This is a genomic window from Bradyrhizobium sp. CSA207 (assembly GCF_029051685.1).
In the GTDB taxonomy this organism is placed as follows: Bacteria; Pseudomonadota; Alphaproteobacteria; order Rhizobiales; family Xanthobacteraceae; genus Bradyrhizobium.
In genome coordinates this window covers 158,480-183,232 of record NZ_JAACFT010000007.1, presented here as the reverse complement: position 1 = coordinate 183,232, position 24,753 = coordinate 158,480, and the positions used below count along the sequence as shown (strand labels likewise).

Below are 24,753 nucleotides of genomic sequence, written 5' to 3'. Positions count from 1 at the left end.
CCGCTCGGAAGGAGCGGGACAGCTGATGATGGCCTTTGGACTGATAGCCCTGATCGCCGGCGCTGCGTCGGCCCTGATGTTCGCCTCGATCGTTTCGGGCGCGTTGATCTCGCTCGTCCTGTTCTATCTCGCACCGCTGCCGCTGATGGTGGCCTCGATCGGCTGGGGACCGCTTTGCGCGAGCCTGGGCGGGATCGCGGCTGCGCTCGGTCTTGGCGCCCTGTTTGGCCTGCCCTACTGCATTGCCTTCGCTGTCACCGTCGCGCTGCCGGCCTGGTGGCTCGGCCATCTGGTGTTGCTTGGCCGGCACGTGGCCAGCGCCACACCTCCCGCCACCGAGCCGCCGGCCGCGCCCGAGATAGAGTGGTATCCGGTCGGACGCATCCTGCTGTGGATCGCAGGCTTCGCCACGTTGACGACCATCGCAGCGCTGCTCACGCTTGGCACCGATGCCGACAGCATCCTTGGCACGCTGCGGCGCGGCCTGATGCGCGTCCTAAGCACCACCGATCCGCAGGCCGCAAGCGAGGCCGGCCCGTTCGTCGACGCGCTGGTCCGCATCGCGCCGGCCGGCGCCACCATCGTCGCCATGATGACGCTCACCCTCAATCTCTGGCTCTCGGCCAAGGTCACGGCAACGTCGGGCCGGCTGCGCCGTCCCTGGCCGGACATGATGACGGCCGAACTGCCGCCGATGACGCTCGCGGCGCTCTGCGTCGCGCTCGCCTTCTGCTTCACCGGCGGGCTGCTCGCGATCATCGCGCAGATCGCGACGGCGGCGCTGATGATGGCTTACGCGCTGACCGGCTTCGCCGTGCTGCATACGCTGACTCTCGCGCTGAAGAGTCGCACTTTCTGGCTCGGCTCGACCTACGCCGTCGTCGTCGTATTCGGCTGGCCGGTCATCGCGATGGTGATCCTGGGCTTGGCGGATGCCGTGTTTGGCTTCCGCCAACGCTTTCTGCGCAACCGGCAGCCGCCGCCGCTGCCAACCTCTTAAGTCCGACCCCGAAAACTGAAACTCAGAGCACTTCAAAGGAGAACGAATATGGAAGTCATTTTGCTGGAACGCGTCAACAAGCTCGGCCACATGGGCGAAGTCGTGAAGGTTCGCGACGGCTACGCCCGCAATTTCCTGCTCAAGCGTGGCAAGGCGCTGCGCGCCACCGCCGATAACCGCGCCAAGTACGACGGCATGAAAGCCGAGCTCGAGGCCCGCAACCTCCAGAGCAAGGGCGAAGCGTCCAAGGTCGCAGAGAAGATCCAGGGCAAGAACATCATCGTGATCCGTCAGGCCTCGGAAGCCGGCCAGCTGTTCGGCTCGGTCACGGTGCGCGACGTGGTCACGGCCTTCGAAGCCGACGGCGTTGCGCTGGAGCGCCCGCAGGTGCAGCTCGACGCGCCGATCAAATCCATCGGCAAGCACGCCATCATCGTCGCCGTTCACCCCGAAGTCGAGGTTGAGGTCACCGTAACGGTTGCGCGCAGCCAGGACGAGGCCGAGCGCATCAACCGCGGCGAGGACATCTCGACCCGCAACGAAGATCGCGATGCTGCCGCCGAGGCGATCGCCGCCGCCGGCGAATTCTTCGATCCGGAAGCCCAGCAGGAGGACGTCGAGCCGGCGTCGGCTGCGGAAGAGACCGAGAAGTAAATACGCCTCGTCATGCGCGGGCTTGACCCGCGCATCCATCAAAAGAGTCCTGCTCAAGAAGATGGATTGCCGGGTCAAGCCCGGCAACGACGACAGAGATGGATCAGCCCGGCCGTTTCAAGCGGCCGGGCTTTTCGTTTTGGCGGCAACGTCCTCGTTCAGCATCGCGATCGAGGCGAGCGCCGTTGCGGTATGCTTCTCGATACCGTCGCTGACGCAGAACACGTCGGCCGCGACCACAGAGACCTGACGGCCCGGCTTGATCACCCTCGCCCGGCAGATCAGCTTTTCCCCGATCGCCGGCGACAAAAGATTCAGCTTGTACTCCGCCGTCAGCGCCGGCTGGCCGCGCGAGGTCGCCGCCGCGATCGTCGTGGCATTGTCGACCAGGAACGCGGTGACGCCGCCATGGAAGAAACCGTGCTGCTGCAGCAGCTCCGGCCGGCGCTCCACGGCAATCGTGCAGGCACCGCGCGACAGTTCGGACAGCTCGGCACCGACCAGGTTCATAAAACCCTGCCGACCGACATTGGCGTGGATGCGCTCGGCGACGGCTGCGAATTCGGGGTCGGCTTCGTTGCTCATAACGCAACTCCCTATTTCTTGATGCGTTCGGGCGGCCGCAGCGCACGGATGGCGCAAGCGATCAACGTGTCGGCCTCGCTGCGTGGATCGGCGCGATCGCGTCCTGAGAGGAACGCGCGGCAGAAGATCTGCGCCGGGCCTATGAGTTGGCTGATAAACATCACCGGCGCCATGGACAGCAGGTCGCCGCGCTCAACCAGCGGCCGGCGCCAGCGCTCGATGCCTTCGGCAAGGCGCGCATTCTGCGCGCGCTGGGCGTCGCGGACGTCCTCGCTCCATTCGCTGCGCGAGATTTCGAATAGATAGCGCGCCTCGCGCCGGCTGGTGACGACCCAATCGAGATGGGCACGGATCAGGCGATCGATCCCTTGCCCCGCATCGGGCGCGGGATCGAGCGCAGCCAGCATCGCGGCATGATAGTGCTGCAGCACCTCCAGGAGCAGCGCACCCGCCAGCTCCTTCTTCGACCCGAAGGCATGAAAGAAGCTGCCGTTGGAGGCGCGCGCCCGAGCCCGGATCGCCGCGACCGTCGCGCCTTCGAAGCCGACGCGATCGAACACCGCAAGCCCTGCCGCCAATAGTCCGTCACGCACGCCAGCCGACATCAGCACCTCCTAGAGCATTACTCTAGAGCAACACTCTAATATCGGTCAAGACGATGCGGAGGCCGCAATGATGAGGTCTCCGTAACCGATCAGAAGATTGGGCCTAGCGCGAAATCGGGGGAGTCGGGGGGCCGGAGGACTCGGGCGGCGCCGGGGCTGCAGCAGTTGCAGACGGTGGCGGCTCCGGCGGCTTGGCCGCCGGTTCAGCGCTGCTGTTGGTGGCAGGCTCGGCTGGCTTGGAAGCAGCCGCGTCCGCGGGTTTGGGCGCAGCCGGCTCGGCCGGTTTCGCGGCAGCCGCTGGCGGAGCCGGCGTCACGGCCGGCACCGGGTCCGACCGCAGCGCCGGAGCCTCGCTGCCGCTCGGTTCGACCCTGGCGCTTTCCGGCTTCACCTCGGCCGGTTTCTCGGTCGCCTTCTCAGTCGCCTTGCCGCTGTCCGGCTTGGACTCGTCACGACCGGAATCGACCTTCGCGGTTTCAGGCTTGGGCTCGCCCGACGACGGCGCAGCGGTACCGGTCTTCGGCGCTTCTTCGGTCTCCGACTTGCCGCGCTTGCTCAGCCGCTTGGCCTTGCGGCCTTCGGGCGATTGTTCGTTGGTGGCCTGGCCTTCGGGTTTGGCGCCATCCTTTGCGGCCTCCTCGTTCGGCCGCGCCACGCGCTTCTGGCGACCCTCGGGCGCCGGAGCTGCACCCTCACCCTCCGGTTTGGCAGCCTCCTGGGACCGCGAGCGACGGCCCTGATGTTCAGGAGACTGTGCCGGATTGGTTGCAGCTTCCCTCTCCTTGGCGCCGTCCTTTTTGTCCTTGCCGTCCTTGGACTGATAGCGCGTGTCGGTGGCGCCGTTGGAGACGAGGTAGGCGGCGAGCACCCCGGCCATGTCGGAGCTGGTCGTGTAGTGCTGACGCAGGAAACCGGGCAGCGAGCCCGGCGCTACCGTCTTCAACAGCCCCCTCGGACTCTTGTGGCAGGCATTGCAGGTCTGCCCGAAGAGCTGGGATGGAGCCTTGCCGGCCTCGAGGTTCGTCGCCTGCGCAAGAACGGCATCGGCCGCGCCGAAGCCGATCAGAAGCAATACCGTTGCGAGGCTGAGCGCTCGGCTCGACATTCCCATTATCTCCATTGAAATCCGAGGGGTGCAGCCGCCATCGGGTGCGGCGGCGGGTCACCTTTTAGCGGATTGAGCTGCGAATGGAAGCAGGCTCGTCGCGCAAGGATGTGATTGTCCATTTTGGAATATCGGCTTTGAACACAACGCAATGGCGGGAAAACACACAGCGCCTAGATTTAGATGCAAACGCATAGGAACCGACCGGGCGCCTTGGCGTCAAATATGTGGAGGCCGGATTAGTCGTGTCTTTCGGGTTCGCTCGAGAGGAAGGAGTCCATGAACCGTTTGTTGCTTAAATTCCTGTCTCAATTTATCCGCCGCGGATCGATGACGGTGACCTGCGCGAGCGGTTGGAAGTTTACCGTTGGCGACGGTACCGGAGAGCCGGTGGAAGTCCGCTTCGCCACCGCGGATGCGCAACGCAAGATCCTCGTCAATCCCGAGCTTGGGCTTGGCGAAGCCTACATGGACGGCGAGTTCGTCGTCGAGCGCGGCAGCATAGCCGATGCACTCGCGATCCTGCTCGATCAACCCGACCTATTGCCGCAGTGGGCAAAACCCTGGTGGCACCTTCGCTATCTGACGCGGCACCTGAAGCAATTCAATCCGCCCTCGCGCTCCCGCAGAAATGTTGCGCACCACTACGATCTCGACGGCCGGCTCTATTCGCTCTTCCTCGACGCCGACAGGCAATATAGCTGCGCCTATTTCGAGGCGCCGGAGACCTCGCTCGACGACGCGCAGCTCGCCAAGAAGCGTCACATCGCAGCAAAGCTCCTCGTCAGACCCGGCCACCGCGTGCTCGATATCGGCTCGGGCTGGGGCGGCCTCGGCCTCTATCTCGCCGAGATTACGGGCGGCGACGTCACGGGCGTCACGCTGTCGACCGAGCAGCTGCAGGTCGCCAATGCGCGAGCCGCCGAAAAGGGGCTGGCCGGATCGGCCAAATTCCTGCTCCAGGATTATCGCGACGTCGATGGGCGGTTCGACCGCATCGTCTCGGTCGGCATGCTCGAGCATGTCGGCGCCAGTTTCTACGACGCATACTTCAAGCGCTGCGCCGAGCTCCTGGCCGAGGACGGCGTCATGCTGCTGCACTCGATCGGCCGTTCGCAAGGCCCGGACTCGACCAATCCCTGGATCGCAAAATACATCTTCCCTGGCGGCTACATCCCCGCGCTGTCGGAGGTCCTCCCGGCGATCGAACGTGCGGGGTTGTTGATCTGCGACATCGAGATCCTGCGACTGCACTATGCAGAGACGCTGAAGGCTTGGCGGGACCGGTTCATGGCGCGGCGCGAGGAGGCTGTGCAGCTCTACGACGAGCGTTTCGCACTGATGTGGGAGTTCTATCTTGCGGCCAGCGAGATGACATTCCGCAAGCAGGGCATGATGAACTTCCAGATCCAGCTCACCAGGCGGCAGGGTGTGATCCCGATGACGCGCGACTACATTACGCGTGAAGAAGCCCGGCTGCGCGCCATCGAGGGCGACGCCAAGCCCAGGTTGAAGCTGGCGGGTGAATAGGTCCTATAGGTCCTAATGACGCCAGCGCGAGACCGGGAAAAGCCGGAAGGCGGCCGGGGCAGCCAGATGCGCCCGCAGCCGCGCGAGGGTTTCGGTTTCGACTGGCTCGCGCCGGATTTCGGGCCGCGCGGCCTGCTCCATGGCGGCGATCAGCCCCGACAGCCAAAGCCGGCTGCCCGCCTCGCTGCGCCACATCTGGTGCTGCCGTTCTGGCCGCATCGCCTTGCCCTCGTCTCCCTGACAGCGAGTGTCCGCGGAACAACCCTCTGCCCGCCTGCGTGTTCCGGTCGTAACCCCCGAAAGAATCCGGAGAGATGTGATCTGTTTCACATAAGTCTGGTCGGCCCTGGCCTAGACCGTCGCCATGAGCAAAGAGAGACAAACCTCATTCGACGTGCAGGACGACCTCCGCACCGATTACGCGCTGATCGCCACCGGCGTCGGCGCGGCCTTGATTGCGCTGGTCTACCTCCTGCTGGTCTGAACCCGCGCCAAAAGCCACCAGCGCGCCCGAGTTGCGCGCGCTTCTGGTAGGTCGGCGCGCCGACACATAAGGTTCACCTAATCCGGATTTTTCCGTGGCTGGGCAGCGGCCAGTGCAGCCCCGGCGAATTCCACGAAAATCCGTCAAGCGCCGCGCATGCTGCGACCACTAGTCATCCACCATTTTAACTGAGCGGTTGATAGCGGTGAGCTTTCGCTTCCGCTTCCGCCGCAGTCGGCGCTTTATCGCCGCCCCGCCTCCGCCCAAAAAAATTGTTAAGCACGTCTGACCATGGCCCTGACTGATTCGAACGTCCTCAAACTCGCGCCCGATGCCGGAACTCCGGCCTACCGGAGCGCGCCGCATAATATCGAGGCGGAACAGAGCCTTTTGGGCGCGATCCTGGTCAACAACGACGCCTTCTATCGCGTCTCCGACTTCCTGGAGCCGAAGCACTATTTCGAGCCGCTGCACCAGACAATCTTCGAGACCGCCAGCAGCCTGATCCGGATGGGCAAGATCGCGACGCCCGTCACGCTGAAAACCTTTCTGCCTGCCGATACCGACGTCGGCGGCATGACCATCGGGCAGTATCTGGCGCGCCTCGCCGCCGAAGCAACCACGATCATCAACGCCCAGGACTACGGCCGCACCATCTACGACCTGGCGCTACGGCGCGACCTGATCGGCATCGGCGAGGACATGGTCAATGTCGCCTATGACGCCCCGGTCGACTTCGCGCCGCGGGCGCAGATCGAGGACGCCGAGCGCCGCCTCTACGAGCTCGCCGAGTCCGGCCGATATGACGGCGGCTTCCAGAAGTTCTCGCAGGCGCTGACGGTCGCGGTCGATCTCGCGGCGAAAGCATTCCAGCGTGACGGCAAGCTGTCCGGCATCTCGACGGGGTTGCGCGACCTCGACACCAAGATGGGCGGCTTGCAGCACTCCGACCTCATCATCGTGGCGGGCCGTCCCGGCATGGGCAAGACCTCGCTTGCGACCAATATCGCCTACAATGTCGCCCAGGCCTATGTTCCGGAACTCCAGGCCGACGGCACCATGAAGGCCGCCAACGGGGGCGTCGTTGGTTTCTTCTCCTGCGAAATGTCGGCTGATCAGCTTGCCACCCGTATTTTGGCCGAAAGGAGCGGCATTCCGTCCTCCCACATCCGCCGCGGCGGCATTTCGGATGTCGAATTCGAGAAGATCCGCGAAGTTTCGGTCGAGCTGCAGTCGCTGCCGTTCTACGTCGATGAGACCGGCGGTCTGTCGATCGCGCAGCTGATGGCGCGGGCGCGCCGGCTGAAGCGGCAGAAGGGCCTCGATCTCATCGTGATCGACTACATCCAGCTGCTGTCCGGCTCGGGCAAGCGGAGCGAAAATCGCGTGCAGGAAATCACGGAGATCACGACCAGCCTAAAAGCTCTGGCCAAGGAGCTCAGCGTCCCCATCATCGCGCTGTCGCAGCTCTCGCGTCAGGTCGAATCCCGCGAAGACAAGCGGCCACAGCTCTCGGACCTGCGTGAATCCGGCTCGATCGAGCAGGACGCCGACGTCGTGCTGTTCGTGTACCGCGAAGAGTACTACCTGGCTATGAAGCAGCCGAACCTTGGCACCGAAGAGCATCACAAGTGGCAGATGGAGATGGATCGTGCGCTAGGTAAGGCCGAAGTCATCATCGGCAAACAGCGTCACGGTCCAACCGGCACTGTTCCATTACAATTCGATTCTATGGTCACCCGTTTCGGCGATCTCGCCGAGGGGAGCCAATTGCCGGACCGCAGCGAGTACTAGGTCCCTTGGCAGGTTCCCTGGGTTGAACCACGCCGGGCTCTTGCGTAAAACGGCGCCATGACAATGGCGTCCGACCCGAAAATGATTCCACAAACCGGCCTTCTCTCCGCGGAGGCCAATCAGGCTGCCGCGCTCGCAGCCTATGGCGGCGTGCTCACCGTCGATCTCGACGCCATCATCGCCAACTGGCGCAAGCTCGAGAAGACGGCGGTGCCTGCCGAATGCTCGGCGGTGATCAAGGCCAACGCCTATGGCTGTGGCACCGAGCAGGTCGCACGCGCGCTGAACAAGGCCGGCTGCAAGACCTTCTTCGTCGCCACGATCGAGGAGGCCCGCTCCGCACGCGCAGCAGCGCCGGAAGCCGCGATCTACGTGCTCGGCGGCTACTTCCAGAACACCGGCGAGCATTATGCAAAAATCAACTGCCGCCCGGTGATCGGCGATCTCAACGAGCTCGCCGAGTGGGACGTGTTCTGCCGCCGCACCGGATGGTCCGGAGGAGCTGCGATCCACATCGACACCGGCATGAACCGGCTCGGCCTGACGCTTGCGGAAGCGCAGGCGATCATCCCCCGCATCAACGCTGGCGATCACGGCATCACGCTGGTGATGAGCCATCTGGTCTCGGCCGAGCAGCTCAACAGCCCCGTCAACGCCAAGCAGCTTGCGGCTTTCCGCGGCATCGCCAGCGAATTCTCCGGCGTACCGGCGGCCCTCGCCAATTCCTCCGGCATCTTCCTCGGTGCGCCGTTCCAGTTCGATCTGGTACGGCCCGGCGCTGCGCTCTACGGCGTCAACCCGACGCCGGAGGCTGACAATCCGATGCAGCCGGTCGTGGACCTGAAGGCGCGGATCGTGCAGACCCGCAATGTCGAGCGTGGCGAGGGCGTCGGCTATGGCGGCACATGGACGGCGCGGCGGCCGACCAAGCTCGCGATCATCGCGGTCGGTTATGCCGACGGCTATTTCCGCGCCGCCAGCTCCAATGACGGCACCCGCGGCGCCGAGGTGATCGTCGCGGGCAGGCGCTGCCCCGTTGCGGGCCGCGTGTCCATGGACCTGATCGCGATCGACATCACCGATCTGCCGCCGAACGCGGCACGGCGCGGCCATTTGGTGACGCTGCTCGGCGACGGCATCACCGTCGACGAGCTCGCGCATCACTTCGGCACGATCGGCTACGAGGTGCTGACCAGCCTCGGCCGCCGCTACGCACGCATCTACAAGGGTGGCAATGTGGTGGAGCCGCTGGAGCGGCCGGTTGCCGTGCAGGCGGCCGAGCAGTCATCTTCCCCGCCGGCCGAGCAGCCGGCAAGCCCGCCGCCGCTGCCGAGCTAGAAGCTCACCGCTTACTTCTTTTTCCTGCTGTCCAGCGCCGCCTTGCAGGTCGCGCTGAGCTGGTCGCGCTTGCCGTTGAGGCAGGCGAGGATGCCGCCGCCCGGTGCCAGGCCGGCACAGAATTTGTCGTAGTCCGCCTTGCACGCGCCGCGCGGATCGGCCGATTGTGCAAAAGCGGCCCCGGAGAAAGCGACGGCAAATGCGATAGCGGCAAAGTTCAACTTGGACATTGTCTCTCCGGTGTCGGAACGTGCGAGGCGGTCAGCTCTACATGAAGATTGCGACATTCAACATCAACAACATCAACCGCCGCCTGCCCAATCTGCTGGCATGGATGCGCGCAGCAAAGCCCGATGTCGTCGCGCTCCAGGAGTTGAAGGCAAGTGATGGCGAATTTCCGGCGGCGGCGATCGAGAAGGCCGGCTATGGCGCAGTCTGGCGTGGACAAAAGACCTGGAACGGCGTCGCCATCCTCGCCCGTAACGCCGAGCCCGTGCTGACGCGCGACCGGTTGCCGGGAAAGCCTGGCGATCACGAAGCACGCTACATCGAGGCCGCGGTGCGCGGCATCATCGTCACCAGCATCTATCTGCCCAACGGCAACCCGCAGCCGGGGCCGAAATTCGACGACAAGCTCGATTGGTTCGCGCGTCTCAAGCGCCACGCCAAAACCTTCGTCAGGCAGGATCTGCCTGTGGTGCTCGCTGGCGACTACAACGTCGCGCCGACCGCGATCGACATCTATCCAACCCGGTCATGGGACAATGATGCTCTGATCCAGCCAAAGAGCCGCGCGGCCTACGCCTCGCTCGTCGCGCAAGGCTGGTGCGACGCGATCCGTGAGCTCAATCCGGACCAGCGCATCTACACTTTCTGGGACTACAAGCGAAACCGCTGGCCGCGCGATGCGGGCCTGCGGCTCGATCATCTCCTGCTCAGCCCTGCCCTCGTCTCGCGCCTGGCCAAAGCCGGCGTCGACAAGACGGTCCGCGGCGAGGACGGCGCCAGCGATCACGCGCCGGCGTGGGTGGTGCTGCGGTGACCGCGCTCACCACAAATTCTTGCCATCGATCACATTCACCGGCACCGCATCCAGATCGAAATCGTCGAACAGGCGCGCGTTGACGCCGATTTTGGGATTGTCGAAATCGGGCTTGCCGGTCGACCAGTCCGGCGACTCCGAATAGGTGCCGCAGCCGCAGCTTGCACAGAAATGATGTTTGACGGTGCGGCTGCCCCAGAGATAAGTCGCGACGTTCTCTGGCGGCGACAGCAGGCGGAACTGCGCCGGCTTGTAATAGGCCCACAGCGCGCCCCGCTTGGCGCAGAGCGAGCAGGTGCAGCGTGTCACGCTCGCCGGCGCCTCCGTCACCTCGAACACGGTCTCACCGCAATGACAGCTTGCCTCAATTGGCATGACTCGCACCCTCCACTTTTGTCAGGAGGTGGTCGTAGCCGGTGGCTGCTGCCAACATGCTGTCAGCAGTGCGCGCCGCCGCCCTGCGCGCTCAAAATGCGCTGCGGCCCCCGGCCAGCCGACAATCCAAAATATGAAAAACAACCCCATGCACAGTAGACGACCGTAGTCGAATCAATACCTTACGCATGTCCGCGAGTGCGGTTTGACTTGGCGGGCAAAACACCGGCACGATACTATCATCGAAGACTTGCCCCCTACTCCCTTGGCCTTCCTGTTCGTTCTCACCGTCGGCCTCGTCGCCGGCACCATCTCGGGCATCGTCGGCACGGGCTCGTCGATCATGCTGATGCCGGTGCTGGTCTATGCCTATGGGCCGAAGGAAGCCGTGCCGATCATGGCCGTGGCTTCCGTCATGGCGAACTTTTCGCGCATTCTTGCCTGGTGGCGCGAGGTCGACTGGCGGGCCTGCGCGGCCTATTCGGTGACGGGGATTCCGGCCGCCGTGCTCGGCGCGCGCACGCTGCTGGCGCTGCCCTCCCATGCGGTCGATCTCGCCATCGGCATCTTCCTGATCGCGATGGTGCCGGTGCGGCACTGGCTGGCGCGCCACCACCTCAAGGCCAATCTCTGGCATCTCGCCATCGGCGGCGCAATCATCGGCTATCTCACCGGCATCGTGGTCTCGACTGGCCCGCTCAGCGTGCCGCTGTTCCTTTTCTATGGCCTGAGCAAGGGCGCATTCCTCGCAACCGAGGCTGCCGCCTCGCTCGGCCTCTATTTCGCGAAGTCCGTGACCTTCGAACGTTTCGGCGCGCTGACGCAGGATGTCTTCATCAAGGGCCTGATCGCAGGTTCGTCGCTCATGGCCGGCGCTTTCGTCGCCAAGCGCTTCGTCATGCACCTGAAACCCGAGATGTTCCGCATGGTGATGGATGCGATCATGATCGCAGCCGGCCTCTCGATGCTCTGGACCGCGACGCAGACGTAATGGCGCTTGGCTCGGGCGGCGAATGGCCGTTAGGAACTCTCTTATCATCCGATCATTCAAGATTAATGGACGAACAGCCGACAGGGCTTGCAGATCAGCAGGGGCCGCCTCAGGACATTCTGGCCGCCGCGATACGGCAGCGCCGCGCCATTTTGTTCGTCGGCGCAGGAGTCTCGATGGCCGTTGGCCTGCCATCCTGGCAATCCCTTATCGACCATCTGCTGGATGATCTTGGTCTCGAACGCGACGTCATCGAGGGGATGCATGGCGGCTATCAGACACTGGCGGAGTATTACCGGCTGAAGCGCGGCGGCATTGGTCCACTTCGGAGCTGGTTGGACCGCAACTGGCGGGTCGATCCGGGGAAGATCGCAGCCTCGAAGCTCCATAAGCTGATCGTCGAGCTCGATTTTCCAACGGTTTATACGACGAACTACGACCGCAATCTCGAGACCGCGTTCGATGTCCTGGGAAAGCCCTATGCCAAGATTAGCAACGCAAAGGAGATTGCGAGCGCGACCGCCGGCGTTACGCATATCATCAAATTTCATGGCGACTTCGACGATGATACCTCGCTTGTCCTGACCGAGACCGATTTCCTCAATCGGCTCGCGTTCAATTCTCCGCTTGATGTCCGGTTTCGCGCCGACGCCCTGGCAAGCACGCTCCTGTTCATCGGCTACAGCATGTCGGATCCGAACATCCGCCTCCTGCTGCACCGCATTTGGCAGACATGGGAGGAATCGGGGCACCGCCAGGACCGACCAAGATCATTCGCATTCGTGTCTCAGCCCAACCCGGTGCAGGAGGCGGTGTTGGCGAACTGGGGCATCACCACCGTCGGCGCGCCTGACGGCACGACGGCCGATGAGGGGCTCACCCGGTTTCTGCGGGACATTCGCAGGCGTCTCGATGTGAAGACATAGAGCAAGTACGCTGGAACACCGCTATCGCCGGCGCACGCTGCAGATCCCGTCCTTGTCGGGAGCCAGTCTTGCGGTATGCTGCATATCGAGGAAGCCCGCCTGCCATCTTTGTGCCATCGCGACTTCTGACAGGTCGCACAACGGCAGCTGCAACAATTGAATGTCGCATGAGTGCCTCCAATTCCGATATTGGGCGCCGGATTGGAAGCGGCGTTCCTGGCGCCGGGGCCCCAACGCGGATGTCGCGATGAATTGCAATAAGTGAGGCGCTGGTGATCCCCTCACGACCTTCCATTCCGTGCTATCAGCAAATCCGAGCTCCTCGAATCCCTTTCCCATGGCCAAGAACACGCTTTCCTTCGTCTGCCAGAACTGCGGCGCGGCCTATAACCGCTGGCAGGGCAAGTGCGAGTCCTGCGGCGAGTGGAATACGCTCGCCGAGGAGGACACGACCGGCAGCGTGCCGGTGTCGATCCGCTCCAAGCGCAAGGGACGGACGTTTGCGCTGGAGAGCCTGTCCGGAAAAACCCAGGACGCGCCTCGCCTGTCCTCGGGCATGACCGAGCTCGACCGCGTCACCGGTGGCGGCTTTGTCCGCGGCTCGGTGTTGCTCGTCGGCGGCGATCCCGGCATCGGCAAATCGACGCTGCTGACGCAGGCGACGAGCCTGATGGCGCGCGCCGGACATCGCATTGTCTACATCTCGGGCGAAGAGGCCATCGCCCAGGTACGCCTGCGCGCCGAGCGGCTCGGGCTGTCGGATGCGCCAGTGCAACTGGCCGCCGAGACGTCGGTGGAAGACATCGTCTCGACGCTGTCGGAAGGCGCCGTCCCCCGGCTGATCGTGATCGACTCGATCCAGACGATGTGGACCGACACGGTGGAATCGGCCCCCGGCACGGTGACGCAGGTGCGCGCCTCGGCGCAGGCCCTGATCCGGTTCGCCAAGAAGACCGGCGCGGCCATCATCCTGGTCGGCCACGTCACCAAGGACGGCCAGATCGCCGGCCCCCGCGTGGTCGAGCACATGGTCGATGCGGTGCTGTCTTTCGAGGGCGAAGGCTCGCAGCAATTCCGCATCCTGCGCGCCGTGAAGAACCGTTTCGGCCCGACCGACGAGATCGGCGTGTTCGAGATGACGGGCCTTGGCCTGCGCGAAGTCACCAACCCGTCGGAGCTGTTCCTGTCGGAGCGCGACCTCGGCACGCCGGGTACCGCGGTGTTCGCGGGGATCGAGGGCACAAGGCCGCTCCTGGTTGAATTGCAGGCGCTGGTGGCGCCGACCTCGCTCGGCACCCCGCGCCGGGCCGTGGTCGGCTGGGATCCAAGCCGGCTCTCGATGGTGCTCGCGGTGCTGGAGGCCCATTGCGGGGTCAAGCTGTCCGGCCACGACGTCTATCTGAACGTGGCAGGCGGCCTGCGCATCCACGAGCCGGCCGCCGATCTCGCCGCCGCAGCCGCGCTGGTGTCGTCTCTGGTTAATGCGCAGTTACCGACCGATGCGGTCTATTTCGGCGAGATATCGCTCTCCGGCGTGGTCCGCCCGGTGGCGCAGACCCCGGCCCGTCTGAAGGAAGCGGCCAAACTCGGCTTCCAGCACGCCGTGCTGCCCGAATCGGCCCGGGGCGAAGTCGGCGGCGACGCCGGGCTCTCGCTCAACGCCATCAACAGCCTGACGACCCTGGTGGCGGAAATAGCCGCTCGCGGCTCTCGCCGGGGCGAATCGAGCGCGCCCGCGGAGAAAAATGCCACACCGCCAAGATTCCGCCGTGGAGAGGGTTAGGTGGAGGTGACGTCCCCCGCCCCCACCGCTATACAGCCGTCACAAAAGCAGCACGGGATTGCGTGGTTACGGCCTTGCCGGGAGCGCCGTCTGCCCTTCTGTTAGGGCGGCGGCCAAACACCGATTCGCCGAGCACCTTTGAGAGTACGAGCGGACCAGACCAGCCGATGCCGATTACCCTCCTCGACCTGATCCTGCTCGGTGTGATGCTGATCTCGGGCCTGCTCGCGATGGTCCGGGGCTTTATGCGTGAAATCCTGTCGATCGCGGCTTGGGGCGCGGCGGCGGTCGTGACGCTGTACTCGTTCTCGAAGCTGCTGCCGACCGCAAAAACCTACTTCAACAACGACACGGTCGCGAGCGTGGTGGTGGTCGCCGGTGTGTTCGTCGGTACCCTGGTCGTGGTCTCCGTGATCACGGTCCGGATCTCCGACATGATCCTGGACTCGCGGATCGGCGCGCTGGACCGCACCCTCGGCTTCCTGTTCGGGCTGGCCCGCGGGCTCTTGATCGTCGTGGTCGCCTTCCTGTTCTTCACCTGGCTGGTGCCGGACAAGCAGCGCCCGGACTGGGTCGCGGGGGCGAAATCCCGCGTGGTGCTCCAGGGAACCGGGGATTGGCTGATGGCCCTCTTGCCGGATGACCCCGAGAACACCATCTTGAAGAGATTCAAGAAAAACAAACCAGATGAAGAGCAAACTGATTCCGAGCAGCAGCCTTCGGGCAGTGGCGACGGATACAGCAAACCGGCTCGTGACAGCCTGAAAAAGCTGATCGAGAAACCTGCGGCGCGTTGATTTAGCCCCAACAGAGAGGCGCGGACGAGATGCGAAACCCTGATCAGGACGCCCAGCGTGATCTCGATCCAAAGGCCGGCTTGAGCCCGGCCGCGCTGGAGCTTCAGGACGATCTGGAAGGGGATACGCTGCGCGAGGAGTGCGGCGTATTCGGCATCTACGGACACCCGGACGCCGCCGCCATCACGGCGCTCGGCCTCCACGCCCTTCAGCACCGCGGCCAGGAAGCCGCCGGCATCGTCTCCTACGACGGCAACCGCTTTCATTCCGAACGCCGCCTCGGCCTCGTCGGCGATACCTTTTCCCGCCGCGAGGTGATCGACCGCCTGCCCGGCACTGTCGCAGTCGGCCATGTCCGCTATTCCACCACCGGCGCCACCATCCTGCGCAACGTCCAGCCGCTGTTCGCCGAGCTCAATGCCGGCGGCCTCGCGGTGGCCCATAACGGCAATCTCACCAACGGCCTGACGCTGCGGCGCGAGCTCGTGAAGAACGGCGCGATGATGCAGTCGACCACCGACACCGAGGTGATCCTGCACCTGGTCGCACGCTCCAGGCGCAGCCGCTTCATCGAGCGCTATGTCGACGCGCTGCGCGAGATCGAAGGCGCCTATGCGCTGGTGTCGCTGACCAACAAGAAGCTGATCGGTGCCCGCGACCCGCGCGGCATCCGCCCGCTGGTGCTCGGCGATCTCGACGGCTGTCCGATCCTGACGTCGGAGACCTGCGCGCTCGACATCATCGGCGCGCGCTTCGTCCGCGACATCGAGGCCGGCGAAGTCATCGTGTTCGACGAGAACGGCATGGACATCCACAAGCCGTTCCCGCCGATCGCGCCGCGCCCCTGCATCTTCGAATACATCTACTTCTCCCGTCCGGATTCCATCGTCCACGGCCGCTCGGTCTACGAGGTGCGCAAGGCCTTTGGCGCGCAGCTCGCGCGCGAGAGCCATGTGCCGGTCGACGTCGTCGTGCCGGTACCCGATTCCGGCGTGCCTGCCGCGGTCGGCTACAGCCAGCATTCCGGCGTGCCGTTCGAGCTCGGCATCATCCGCAATCACTATGTCGGCCGCACCTTCATCCAGCCGACGCAGGCGATCCGCGAATCCGGCGTGCGCATGAAGCATTCGGCCAACCGCGCCGCGATCGAAGGCAAGCGCATCATCCTGATCGACGATTCGCTGGTGCGCGGCACCACCTCAAGGAAGATCGTGCGCATGATGCGCGATGCCGGCGCCAAGGAAGTGCATTTCCGCCTCGCCTCGCCGCCGATCCTCTATCCCGATTATTACGGCATCGACCTGCCCGACCGCGGCGGCCTCCTGGCGGCGACGCATTCGCTGGATGAGATGCGCGAGATCATCGGCGCCGACTCGCTCGCCTTCCTCTCGATCGACGGCATGTACCGCGCCATGGGCGAACCCGGCCGCGACCCGGCCAATCCGAAATTCTCGGATCACTGCTTTACCGGCGCCTATCCGACCCACCTCACCGACCAGACCCAGACCGAGCCGCAGCCGCGGCAATTGTCGCTGCTGGCGGAGGCGAGCTGACCCTGTCGTCCTGGCCTGGTGCGCAATTGCGCACTGGAGCCAGGACCCACTATCACAGGCCTCAATGGTTCGAAGAAGGTGTGACAACCATCTTCACAAACCATAAACGTCACGGCGTATGGGTCCTGGCGTTCGCCAGGACGACGCTGGATACAAGCTCTCGATGACAATCTCCCTCGCCAATCGCATCGCTCTCGTCACCGGCGCCTCGCGCGGCATCGGCTTTGCCACCGCCAGGGCACTCGCTAAGGCCGGCGCGCATATCGTGGCGGTCGCGCGCACGCAGGGCGGGCTCGAGGAGCTCGATGACGAGATCCGCAAAGACGGCGGCAGCGCCACGCTGGTGCCGCTCAACCTCACCGATTCCGATGGCATCGCGCGGCTCGGCGCAGGACTGCATGAACGCTACGGCAAGCTGGATATCCTGGTGGGCAATGCCGGCGTGCTCGGCCCCTCCTCGCCGATCGGCCATATCGAGCTGAAGACCTTCAACGACGTGATGGCCGTGAACGTCTCCGCGAACTTCCAGCTCATCCGCTGCATGGAGCCGTTGCTCAAGCAATCGGATGCCGGCCGCGCCGTGTTCATCACCTCGGGCGCCGCCAGCAAGGCGACGGCCTATGTCAGCCCCTACGCCGCTTCCAAGGCCGCGCTGGAAACGCTGGCGCGCGCCTGGGCGCAGGAGACCGCGAACACAAAACTGCGCATCAACCTGTTCAATCCGGGGCCGATCCGCACCCGCATGCGCGCAACCTTGATGCCGGGCGAGGATCCGGCAACACTGGACACGCCCGAGCAGGTCGCCGAATTCATCGTGCCGATGTGCGCGCCCGACTGGACCGAGACCGGCAAGTTCTACGACTACAAGACCCGCAAGCTGATGAGCTTCCGCTCGCCGGCCTGATTGAACTGGGCGCCACCCGATCTTGAATTCGACGCGCTCAAATAGACGGCGCCGCGCCTTGCCTAAAGGTTAATCGCGGGTGGCCGCGACGACGCAGCGCCATCCGGCTTAAGGCGCATTGCCGCGGACCGCGGGACACGCTAGAGCCATCAGCTGGAACAGGGCTCCGTCCAAGAGAGCCGTCCGCATATTTGACAATGGAGGAAACCTTTTATGACGACGCTCGCGCGCCGCACTGCGGCGCTTCTGGCTTGTGCCACCTTCGGTTTTGCAACATCCGCCTACGCCCAGGACAAGACCGTCAAGATCGGCGTGTTGAATGACATGTCGAGCCTCTATGCCGATATCGGCGGACCAAATTCGGTGGCCGCGGTGAAAATGGCGGTCGAAGATTCCGGCCTGAAGGCCAAGGGCTGGACCATCGAGGTCCTCTCGGGCGATCACCAGAACAAGCCCGACATCGGCGTCAACATCGCCCGGCAATGGATCGACAACGACAAGGTTGACGTCATCTCGGACACGCCGAGCTCGGGCGTGGCGCTCGCGGTCAACAACCTCGTCAAGGAAAAGAACTCGGTGCTGCTCAATTCGGGCGCGGCCACCGCCGACCTCACCGGCAAGGCCTGCACGCCCAACACCGTCTCCTACACCTACGACACCTACATGTTGGCCAACGGCACCGGCAAGGCGCTGACCAAGGCCGGCGGCGACAGCTGGTTCTTCCTGACCGCCGATTATGCGTTCGGCCATGCGCTGGAGCGCGACACCAGCGCGGTCGTGACCGCCAATGGCGGCAAGGTGCTCGGCGGCGTCAAGCACCCGCTCAACACGGCTGATTTCTCCTCCTTCCTGCTCCAGGCTCAGTCATCGAAGTCCAAGATCGTCGGTCTCGCCAATGCCGGTGGCGATACCACCAACGCGATCAAGCAGGCCTCCGAATTCGGCATCGTTCAGGGCGGCCAGAAGCTTGCAGCGCTCCTGCTGTTCATCAACGACGTGCATTCGCTCGGCTTGAAGACCGCGCAGGGCCTCACCTTCACCGAGTCGTTCTATTGGGATCTCAACGATCAGACCCGCGAATGGTCGAAGCGCTTCCAGAAGGTCTCGCCCAAGGGCTCGATGCCGTCCATGACGGTTGCGGGCCTCTATGCCGGCGTCCTGCATTACCTGAAGGCGATGGATGCGCTCGGCGGCAATCCGCATGACGGCGCCAAGGTCGTCGCCAAGATGAAGGAGATCCCGACCGACGATCCGCTGTTCGGCAAGGGCCCGCTGCGCGCCGACGGCCGCCGCCTCATCCCGGCCTATCTGTTCGAGGTGAAGAAGCCGGAAGAGTCGAAGGGGCCGTGGGATTACTACAAGCTGGTGGCCACCATCGCGCCTGAAGACGCCGCCAAGCCGCTCAAGGACAGCGAGTGCCCGCTGGTGAAGAAGTAACCGGGAAATCGTAGGGTGGGTTTAGCCCCGCGGCTGCGCGAAGCGCAGTCCGCTGGCGTAACCCACCTCTTCTCGTGCAACGATAGAAATGGTGGGTTACGCCGAGCGACTGCGCTTCGCGCAGCGCGGGGCTAACCCACCCTACCGTTCTGATTTTGCCGCAGCCGGCGTCCGCATCGCGATCGCCACGCATACCAGCATCAGCACACCCGCAAGCAAGAACGGCGCGCCGGGCAGATGTAGCGGCGCGCCATTGCCGATGAAATAAGCGAACGTGAGCGTGAACAGGAACGGGCCGACGAGCTGCGACACGCTCTGCACGCTCGCGGTCGCGCCCTGCAACTGGCCCTGTTGATCGGGCGCAACCAGCCGCGTCATCAGCGATTGCATGGCGGCGCCCGAGATGCCCCACAGCGACATCACGGGAATGCCCAGCCAAAATAGCGGTCCGGTCGACGCACCGCCGAAGATCATGAAGCCGGTCGCACCACAGCACAGGCCGAGCAGCAGCGCATTCCGCTCACCAAGCACGCGCACGATCGGGCCGATCGCCAGCCCCTGCACCACCATGGCGCAGATGCCGACCATCGCCAGCGTCAGTCCCACCGTCTTCGAATCCCAACCGTAGCGATAAGTCGCATAGAGCACGAAGGTCGACGGCAGCACCACATGCGCGACCTGAGCGATGAAATTGACCACCGACAACGCGGCCAGCACCGTGTTGGAACGCAACAGGTTCAACGCCCCGATCGGATTGGCGCTCCTCCAGCGGAACGCCGCGCGCTTCTCCGGCGCCAGCGATTCCGGCAGGATCAACAGCCCGTACAGCGCATTGGCGAAGCTCAAGCCAGCCGATGCCCAGAACGGCAGCCGCGGATCGATGTCGCCGAGCAGGCCGCCCAGCGCCGGACCGAGGATGAAACCGGCGCCGAAGGCAGCTCCAATCCTGCCGAACACCGCCGCACGCCGCTCCGGCGGCGTGATGTCGGCGATATAGGCGAACGCGGTCGAGATGCTGGCGGAGGTGATGCCGGAGATGACACGGCCGACGAACAGCCAGACCAGCGACGGCGCGAGCGCCATCAGCACATAGTCTGCGGCAAGCCCGAAGTTCGACAGCAGCACCACCGGACGCCGTCCGAGGCGGTCCGATAGCGCACCCAGCAGCGGCGAGAACACGAACTGCATCAGCGCCCAGGCGGTGCCGAACAGTCCAAAAATCTCGGCCGCATGCGCGGTGTCGTTGCCGACAAAACTCTCGATCAGTTTCGGCAGGATCGGCATGATCACGCCGAGCGCGAGCATGTCGAGCAGGATGGTGACGAAGATGAAGGCGACGGCACCGCGCCGGATCGGCGCAGCGCCTGGCGCTATCGCCTCGCCAGCCGGTTCGCTCACGACGGCCGCTTGCGCTTGTGCGCGAAGGGATTGGCCTTCTCGCGCAAGGTGATGCGCACCGGCGTGCCCGGCAGATCGAAGGCCTCACGCAGCGAATTGGTGAGGTAGCGCAGATATGACTGCGGTACGGCGTCCGCGCGCGAGCAGAACAGCACGAAGCTCGGCGGGCGCGCCTTGGTCTGGGTGATGTAGTTCAGCTTCAAGCGGCGGCCGGACACGGCCGGCGGCGGATTGGCCTGGACCGCCTCCTCGAACCAGCGGTTCAAGGCCGCGGTCGAGATGCGCCTGTTCCAGAGCGCGTAGGCGTCCTGGATCGCCTGCATCAGGCGATCGATGCCCTCGCCCATCAGGCCGGAGACGGCGACGATCGGCACGCCCTTGACCTGCGGCAGCAAATGGTCGGCATCCCGGCGCAAGCCGGAGATGGCGCCGCCGCCCTTGCTTTCCATCAGGTCCCATTTGTTGGCGGCGAGCACGATCGCGCGGCCTTCGCGCTCGATCAGGTCGGCGATGCGCAAATCCTGCTCCTCGAAGCGGTTCTGCGCATCCATCGTCATCACGACCACTTCGGCAAATCGCACCGCGCGCAATGCGTCGGCGACCGAGAGCTTTTCCAGCTTCTCCTCGATGCGCGAGCGCCGGCGCAGGCCTGCGGTATCGAACACCCGAAATTCACGGCCCTTCCAGGTGATCTCGACCGCGATGGAATCGCGCGTGGTGCCGGCCTCCGGGCTCGTCAGCAGGCGCTCCTCGCCGAGCAGATGATTGATCAGCGTCGACTTGCCGGCGTTGGGCCGGCCGACGATGGCAACCCGGATCGGGCGCGTCGCGGCCTCTTCCTCCGTCAACGGCTCGTCGTCCTCGGCCTCATCCTCGTCGACGGGCTCCGGCATCAGCCGGGCCAGGGCGTCGTAGAGCTCGCCCATGCCCTCGCCGTGCTCGGCCGAGATCTGGATGGGATCGCCGAGGCCGAGCGCAAAGGCCTCCATGGCGCCGGCATCGCCATGCTTGCCCTCGCTCTTGTTGGCGACCAGCAGCACCGGCTTGTTGGCGCGGCGGGCGAAATCGGCAAAGGCGCGGTCGTTCGGCGTCAGGCCGGCGCGCGCGTCGACCACGAAGAACAGGGCGTCGGCCTGCGCGATCGCGGTCTCGGTCTGCTCCTGCATGCGCGCAGTCAGCGAACCTTTGGCGCCCTCGTCGAGGCCGGCGGTATCGATGATGGTGAATTCGAGGTCACCGAGCCTGGCCCCGCCTTCGCGGCGATCGCGGGTGACGCCCGGCAAATCATCGACGAGCGCGAGCTTCTGTCCGACCAGACGGTTGAACAGCGTCGACTTGCCGACATTGGGCCGGCCGATGATGGCAATTGTGAAGGGCATCGGTCATTCGTGCGCTGCCGGAGCCGCGTCTGTCAATGCAGTGAAAAATATCAGCGCGAGAAACTGCCGCTCGGCAGCGGCGCCGGGAAGCCGCCTTGCGATTGCTGCTGTGTGGTCTGGGTTGGTTGCGCCTGCTGAACGGGTTGATCCGGCGGCGGCGCGGTGGTGCGCTTGCGGACGATCTTCTGCCTGGGCGGGGGAGCGGCCGTGGGCGGCGCTGCCTCGGGCTGAGCCTCGCCGTCGACTTCGCCGGCCGGCGCCTCAGCGGGCGCGACGGTGGCCGACTGCTTCGACTTCTTCCCCTTGGTGGCTTTGGACGATGGGGCCGGCTCGGGCGGCGGCGCCACAGGCGCAGCCGCAACGGCGGCGTTCGGATCCGGCTGTTGCTGCGCGCCCTTGTACATATCCCGCGGCACGCCCTGCTCGAGGCCCGGCACCCCCTCGGGGAATACCGGCTTGCGGTCGCCCGGAAGCTTCTTCTTGGTGTCGAGGAAGTCGAGCATGTCGCTTGGGTCGAAGCTGGAGCAGCCGCCCAGGAGGCCCGTGAAGGCGATCAGGACGGCGGCTGCGATCAAGCGTGGCGTGCGGCGCATATCGTTGTCTCGTCTCAGCTCTCGGGGCCGTCAGCTTTTGGCGACGGGCGGCAGCAGGGCCTGGAGCGCCTCGGCGCGCGAACGCAGGCCCGGCGGCGTTTCGCCATCCTCGGCGATCGCGTCGAGCCATTTGCGGGCTGCGGTCATGTCGTTGTTGCGCCAAGCCGATAGCGCCAGCATCTCGCGGGCGCTGTGGCGGAATGTCGACTTGGGCGCGGCGGAGGCCTCCAGCCGCTGCTGGATGTCGGCATAGCTCGCGCTGTCGAGCAGCAAGCCCGCCGCGCGGACCTTCGCCAGATCCTGCCACTCGGCGCCGACACCGCGGTCGGCGGAAATATCATCGTACATCTTCGCGGCAGCCTTCGGATCGCGGGCTGACGCCTCAGCCGCGGCGCGCAGCCGCGCCAGCGTGCGGTAGCCCCACGGAGCCTTGGCGGCGAGATCGGTGAAAGCCGCCTCGGCCTCGGCATGCTTGTCCTGTTCGGACAGCTCGACAGCCTTCTCGAAGGCGGCGCCGGCCTCGGCAGCCTTCTTGGTCTCCAGGTACTGGTAACCGCGCCAGCCACCCACGGCGGCGACGATCAGCACCATCAGCGCGATGAAGTAGATCGAATACTTGTCCCACAGCTTCTTGAGCTGGTCGCGACGTACTTCCTCGTCGACTTCGTCAAATAATTCAGCCACTTAAGCCAATCCCATGCCCGACCGGGAGCGCGCGCCAGATCGTTCGCGTCAAAAACCCGTTCCCCACGTCGCGGCGGCGATAGCCTATCGATATGGCGGTGGCAAGGCAAAGCAAGCCCGATCAAGGCGTTAACCCACGGCCCGGGAAATTCCGGAGCCCCGCCTTGCCGGTTCAAATTTCGGCCAGAAGCTCCCGCAGCTGCCGTTTCAGCACCTTGCCATTGGCGTTGCGCGGCAGAGGCTCGGCGGTGACAGTGATCGTTTCGGGGACCTTGTAGTCGGACAGCCGTTCTGCGCACCAGGCCCTCAGCTCGTCGCCCGCGACGGCGGCGCGCGTCACAACCAGGGCGTGGACGCGTTCGCCCAGCACGGGGCATGGTTTGGCGATGATCGCGCTCTCGACCACGGCGGGGTGGCCGGCCAGCACCGACTCGACTTCGGCCGAATAGATCTTCAGGCCGCCGCGGTTGATCATGTCCTTCTGGCGGTCGAACACGCGGACAAAGCCGTCAGCATCGACCGAGCCGAGATCGCCGGAATGCCAGAAGCCGCTAGTGAAGCTTTCCGCGGTGGCCTTCGGGTTGTTCCAATAGCCCTTGATGACGGAGGCGCTCTGGATCCAGAGCTCGCCGATCTCGCCGTACGGCAGCTCGCGCCCGTCCGTCCCCATCGTCACGATGCGCGCACCGGGACAGGCCAGGCCGACGCTATCAATGTGGCTTGCCGTCAGCTCGCCCGGCATGATCGTGGACGGCGACGTGGTCTCGGTCGCGCCGTAGCAGTTCATCAGCTTGAGACCGGGAATTTTTGTCTCGAGTTTCTCGATGGTTGTGACCGGCATCGGCGCACCGCCAAAACCGCCGATGCGCCAGCTCGACAGATCATAAGCATCGAATTCCGGCTGGAGCAGGCAGAGATTGTACATCGCCGGCACCATCACCGTGTAGGTGACACGCTCGCGCGCGGCGAGCTTGAGATATTCCGCGGCCTTGAACTCCGGCATGATGATCAGCGCGCCGCCGCAGCGGATCATGGTCGTGATGTTGGCGACGACACCGGTGACATGGCCAAGCGGCACCGCCGCGATCGAACGATCCGCCGCCGTCAATTGCAGGCAGGACGCGAACACCATCGAGGAATGGACGATGTTGCAATGGGCAAGCATCGCCCCCTTCGGCTTTCCCGTCGTGCCCGAGGTGTAGAGGATCATCGCGGTGTCTTCCTCGCTGACATCGACCGGCGCCGGCGCCGGTGCATTGTCTGCGAGCACCGCGAAACCCGAGAGCTGCGGAGCGTTGTCGATGGCGATGCGATGGATCACCTCGGGAACATCGCGCGCATCGGGCAGCCGCTCGGCAAGCGCCGCTTCGTGGATCAGGATTTTGGCGCCGCAGTCGGCGAGCACGTAGGCGATCTCCGGCTTCTGCTGGCGCGTGCTGAGCAGGACCGTAACGAGGCCCTCATGCGCGGCGGCAAACAGGATCAGCGGAAATTCGATGCGGTTGCCAAGCAGGATTGCAACGCGGTCGCCACGTTGCAGGCCGAGCTTTCGCAGGCCCGCCGCGATCCGCGCCGCGTGCTCCACCGCCTGCCGCCAGCTCAATCGGACATCGCCGCAGATCAGCGCTTCGCCATCGGCATTGCCGGCGCAAGCCTCCGCAATCATCGCCCAGATGCTGGCCGGCCGCTCAGCGAATGCCGGCACCACCCGATCGCCAAAGCGCGCCTCGAGCCGCATCGGCGGGATCTGAGATTGCGACCAGTCCATTGGAATGCCATGAGCTCGTTGCTTGTCA

General features: G+C 64.8%; 24 protein-coding genes. 13 read left to right on the top strand and 11 right to left on the bottom strand.

The window, feature by feature from the left end; translation table 11 throughout:
• Window positions 1-25 precede the first annotated feature (25 nt).
• Together GWG65_RS10205 and rplI are read left to right on the top strand one after the other, a co-directional pair.
• Window positions 26-1,000, top strand: coding sequence for a hypothetical protein (locus tag GWG65_RS10205; protein ID WP_275195393.1), 975 nt, complete (start codon window positions 26-28; stop codon window positions 998-1,000).
• A gap of 48 nt (window positions 1,001-1,048) precedes the next feature.
• On the top strand, window positions 1,049-1,654 hold the full coding sequence (rplI, locus tag GWG65_RS10200; RefSeq protein ID WP_275195392.1) for a 50S ribosomal protein L9: 606 nt from the start codon (window positions 1,049-1,051) through the stop codon (window positions 1,652-1,654).
• 117 nt (window positions 1,655-1,771) lie between these two features.
• Here the strand turns inward: rplI and GWG65_RS10195 are convergent, their stop codons facing one another.
• The 3 genes from GWG65_RS10195 to GWG65_RS10185 form a co-directional block, all read right to left on the bottom strand.
• A complete protein-coding gene (locus GWG65_RS10195) occupies window positions 1,772-2,239 on the bottom strand; it encodes a PaaI family thioesterase (RefSeq protein ID WP_275195391.1) in 468 nt (155 codons plus the stop codon).
• Window positions 2,240-2,250: 11 nt separating this feature from the next.
• On the bottom strand, window positions 2,251-2,844 hold the full coding sequence (locus GWG65_RS10190; protein WP_275195390.1) for a TetR/AcrR family transcriptional regulator: 594 nt from the start codon (window positions 2,842-2,844) through the stop codon (window positions 2,251-2,253).
• A 103-nt stretch (window positions 2,845-2,947) separates the two neighbouring features.
• Entirely contained in the window at window positions 2,948-3,949 is a 1,002-nt protein-coding gene (locus GWG65_RS10185) for a hypothetical protein (RefSeq protein ID WP_275195389.1), read from the bottom strand.
• 279 nt (window positions 3,950-4,228) lie between these two features.
• On the opposite strand from GWG65_RS10185, the gene GWG65_RS10180 reads away from it, so the two are divergent.
• The gene (locus GWG65_RS10180; protein ID WP_275195387.1) at window positions 4,229-5,479 is read left to right on the top strand and encodes a cyclopropane-fatty-acyl-phospholipid synthase family protein; all 1,251 of its coding nucleotides are present in this window, start codon (window positions 4,229-4,231) and stop codon (window positions 5,477-5,479) included.
• A 12-nt stretch (window positions 5,480-5,491) separates the two neighbouring features.
• On the opposite strand, the gene GWG65_RS10175 is transcribed toward GWG65_RS10180, so the two are convergent.
• Window positions 5,492-5,674 carry a transcriptional regulator gene (locus GWG65_RS10175; RefSeq protein ID WP_275195386.1) on the bottom strand — a complete coding sequence of 61 codons (183 nt, stop codon included), beginning with the start codon at window positions 5,672-5,674 and terminating at the stop codon, window positions 5,492-5,494.
• 580 nt (window positions 5,675-6,254) lie between these two features.
• On the opposite strand from GWG65_RS10175, the gene GWG65_RS10170 reads away from it, so the two are divergent.
• Window positions 6,255-7,757 (top strand): replicative DNA helicase, encoded by a 1,503-nt coding sequence (locus GWG65_RS10170; protein WP_275195385.1) that lies wholly within the window; start codon window positions 6,255-6,257, stop codon window positions 7,755-7,757.
• 63 nt (window positions 7,758-7,820) lie between these two features.
• Window positions 7,821-9,095, top strand: a complete 1,275-nt coding sequence (gene alr, locus GWG65_RS10165; RefSeq protein WP_275195530.1) for an alanine racemase — start codon at window positions 7,821-7,823, stop codon at window positions 9,093-9,095.
• An 11-nt stretch (window positions 9,096-9,106) separates the two neighbouring features.
• On the opposite strand, the gene GWG65_RS10160 is transcribed toward alr, so the two are convergent.
• Entirely contained in the window at window positions 9,107-9,325 is a 219-nt protein-coding gene (locus tag GWG65_RS10160; RefSeq protein WP_275195384.1) for a hypothetical protein, read from the bottom strand.
• A 41-nt stretch (window positions 9,326-9,366) separates the two neighbouring features.
• Between GWG65_RS10160 and GWG65_RS10155 the strand changes: the two genes are divergently transcribed.
• A complete protein-coding gene (locus tag GWG65_RS10155) occupies window positions 9,367-10,137 on the top strand; it encodes an exodeoxyribonuclease III (protein ID WP_275195382.1) in 771 nt (256 codons plus the stop codon).
• A gap of 6 nt (window positions 10,138-10,143) precedes the next feature.
• Here GWG65_RS10155 and GWG65_RS10150 read toward each other — a convergent pair whose 3' ends face one another.
• Window positions 10,144-10,512: a GFA family protein gene (locus tag GWG65_RS10150; RefSeq protein ID WP_247383909.1), complete on the bottom strand. Its 369-nt coding sequence runs from the start codon at window positions 10,510-10,512 to the stop codon at window positions 10,144-10,146.
• 265 nt (window positions 10,513-10,777) lie between these two features.
• Here GWG65_RS10150 and GWG65_RS10145 point away from each other — a divergent pair, with 265 nt between their 5' ends.
• The 7 genes from GWG65_RS10145 to GWG65_RS10115 all read left to right on the top strand — a co-directional run bounded on the left by GWG65_RS10145 (window position 10,778) and on the right by GWG65_RS10115 (window position 18,903).
• Window positions 10,778-11,503: a sulfite exporter TauE/SafE family protein gene (locus tag GWG65_RS10145; RefSeq protein ID WP_275195380.1), complete on the top strand. Its 726-nt coding sequence runs from the start codon at window positions 10,778-10,780 to the stop codon at window positions 11,501-11,503.
• 65 nt (window positions 11,504-11,568) lie between these two features.
• A complete protein-coding gene (locus GWG65_RS10140) occupies window positions 11,569-12,429 on the top strand; it encodes an SIR2 family protein (RefSeq protein WP_275195379.1) in 861 nt (286 codons plus the stop codon).
• Between the two features lie 337 nt (window positions 12,430-12,766).
• Window positions 12,767-14,212, top strand: coding sequence for a DNA repair protein RadA (gene radA / locus GWG65_RS10135; RefSeq protein WP_275195378.1), 1,446 nt, complete (start codon window positions 12,767-12,769; stop codon window positions 14,210-14,212).
• 167 nt (window positions 14,213-14,379) lie between these two features.
• Window positions 14,380-15,009 (top strand): CvpA family protein, encoded by a 630-nt coding sequence (locus GWG65_RS10130; RefSeq protein WP_148743071.1) that lies wholly within the window; start codon window positions 14,380-14,382, stop codon window positions 15,007-15,009.
• 29 nt (window positions 15,010-15,038) lie between these two features.
• Window positions 15,039-16,562, top strand: a complete 1,524-nt coding sequence (gene purF / locus GWG65_RS10125; RefSeq protein WP_275195377.1) for an amidophosphoribosyltransferase — start codon at window positions 15,039-15,041, stop codon at window positions 16,560-16,562.
• Between the two features lie 163 nt (window positions 16,563-16,725).
• Window positions 16,726-17,466 (top strand): SDR family NAD(P)-dependent oxidoreductase, encoded by a 741-nt coding sequence (locus tag GWG65_RS10120; protein ID WP_275195376.1) that lies wholly within the window; start codon window positions 16,726-16,728, stop codon window positions 17,464-17,466.
• Between the two features lie 213 nt (window positions 17,467-17,679).
• Entirely contained in the window at window positions 17,680-18,903 is a 1,224-nt protein-coding gene (locus GWG65_RS10115; RefSeq protein ID WP_275195375.1) for an ABC transporter substrate-binding protein, read from the top strand.
• A 141-nt stretch (window positions 18,904-19,044) separates the two neighbouring features.
• On the opposite strand, the gene GWG65_RS10110 is transcribed toward GWG65_RS10115, so the two are convergent.
• The 5 genes from GWG65_RS10110 to GWG65_RS10090 all read right to left on the bottom strand — a co-directional run bounded on the left by GWG65_RS10110 (window position 19,045) and on the right by GWG65_RS10090 (window position 24,725).
• The gene (locus tag GWG65_RS10110; RefSeq protein WP_275195374.1) at window positions 19,045-20,301 is read right to left on the bottom strand and encodes a TCR/Tet family MFS transporter; all 1,257 of its coding nucleotides are present in this window, start codon (window positions 20,299-20,301) and stop codon (window positions 19,045-19,047) included.
• Window positions 20,298-21,680: a ribosome biogenesis GTPase Der gene (gene der / locus GWG65_RS10105; RefSeq protein ID WP_148745083.1), complete on the bottom strand. Its 1,383-nt coding sequence runs from the start codon at window positions 21,678-21,680 to the stop codon at window positions 20,298-20,300. Before der ends, GWG65_RS10110 begins: the two co-directional genes overlap by 4 nt.
• 50 nt (window positions 21,681-21,730) lie before the next feature.
• A complete protein-coding gene (locus GWG65_RS10100; RefSeq protein WP_275195372.1) occupies window positions 21,731-22,273 on the bottom strand; it encodes a hypothetical protein in 543 nt (180 codons plus the stop codon).
• A 30-nt stretch (window positions 22,274-22,303) separates the two neighbouring features.
• On the bottom strand, window positions 22,304-22,957 hold the full coding sequence (gene pilO2, locus GWG65_RS10095) for a type 4b pilus protein PilO2 (RefSeq protein WP_275195371.1): 654 nt from the start codon (window positions 22,955-22,957) through the stop codon (window positions 22,304-22,306).
• Between the two features lie 172 nt (window positions 22,958-23,129).
• Entirely contained in the window at window positions 23,130-24,725 is a 1,596-nt protein-coding gene (locus tag GWG65_RS10090; protein ID WP_275195369.1) for a class I adenylate-forming enzyme family protein, read from the bottom strand.
• Between the last annotated feature and the right edge of the window lie 28 nt (window positions 24,726-24,753).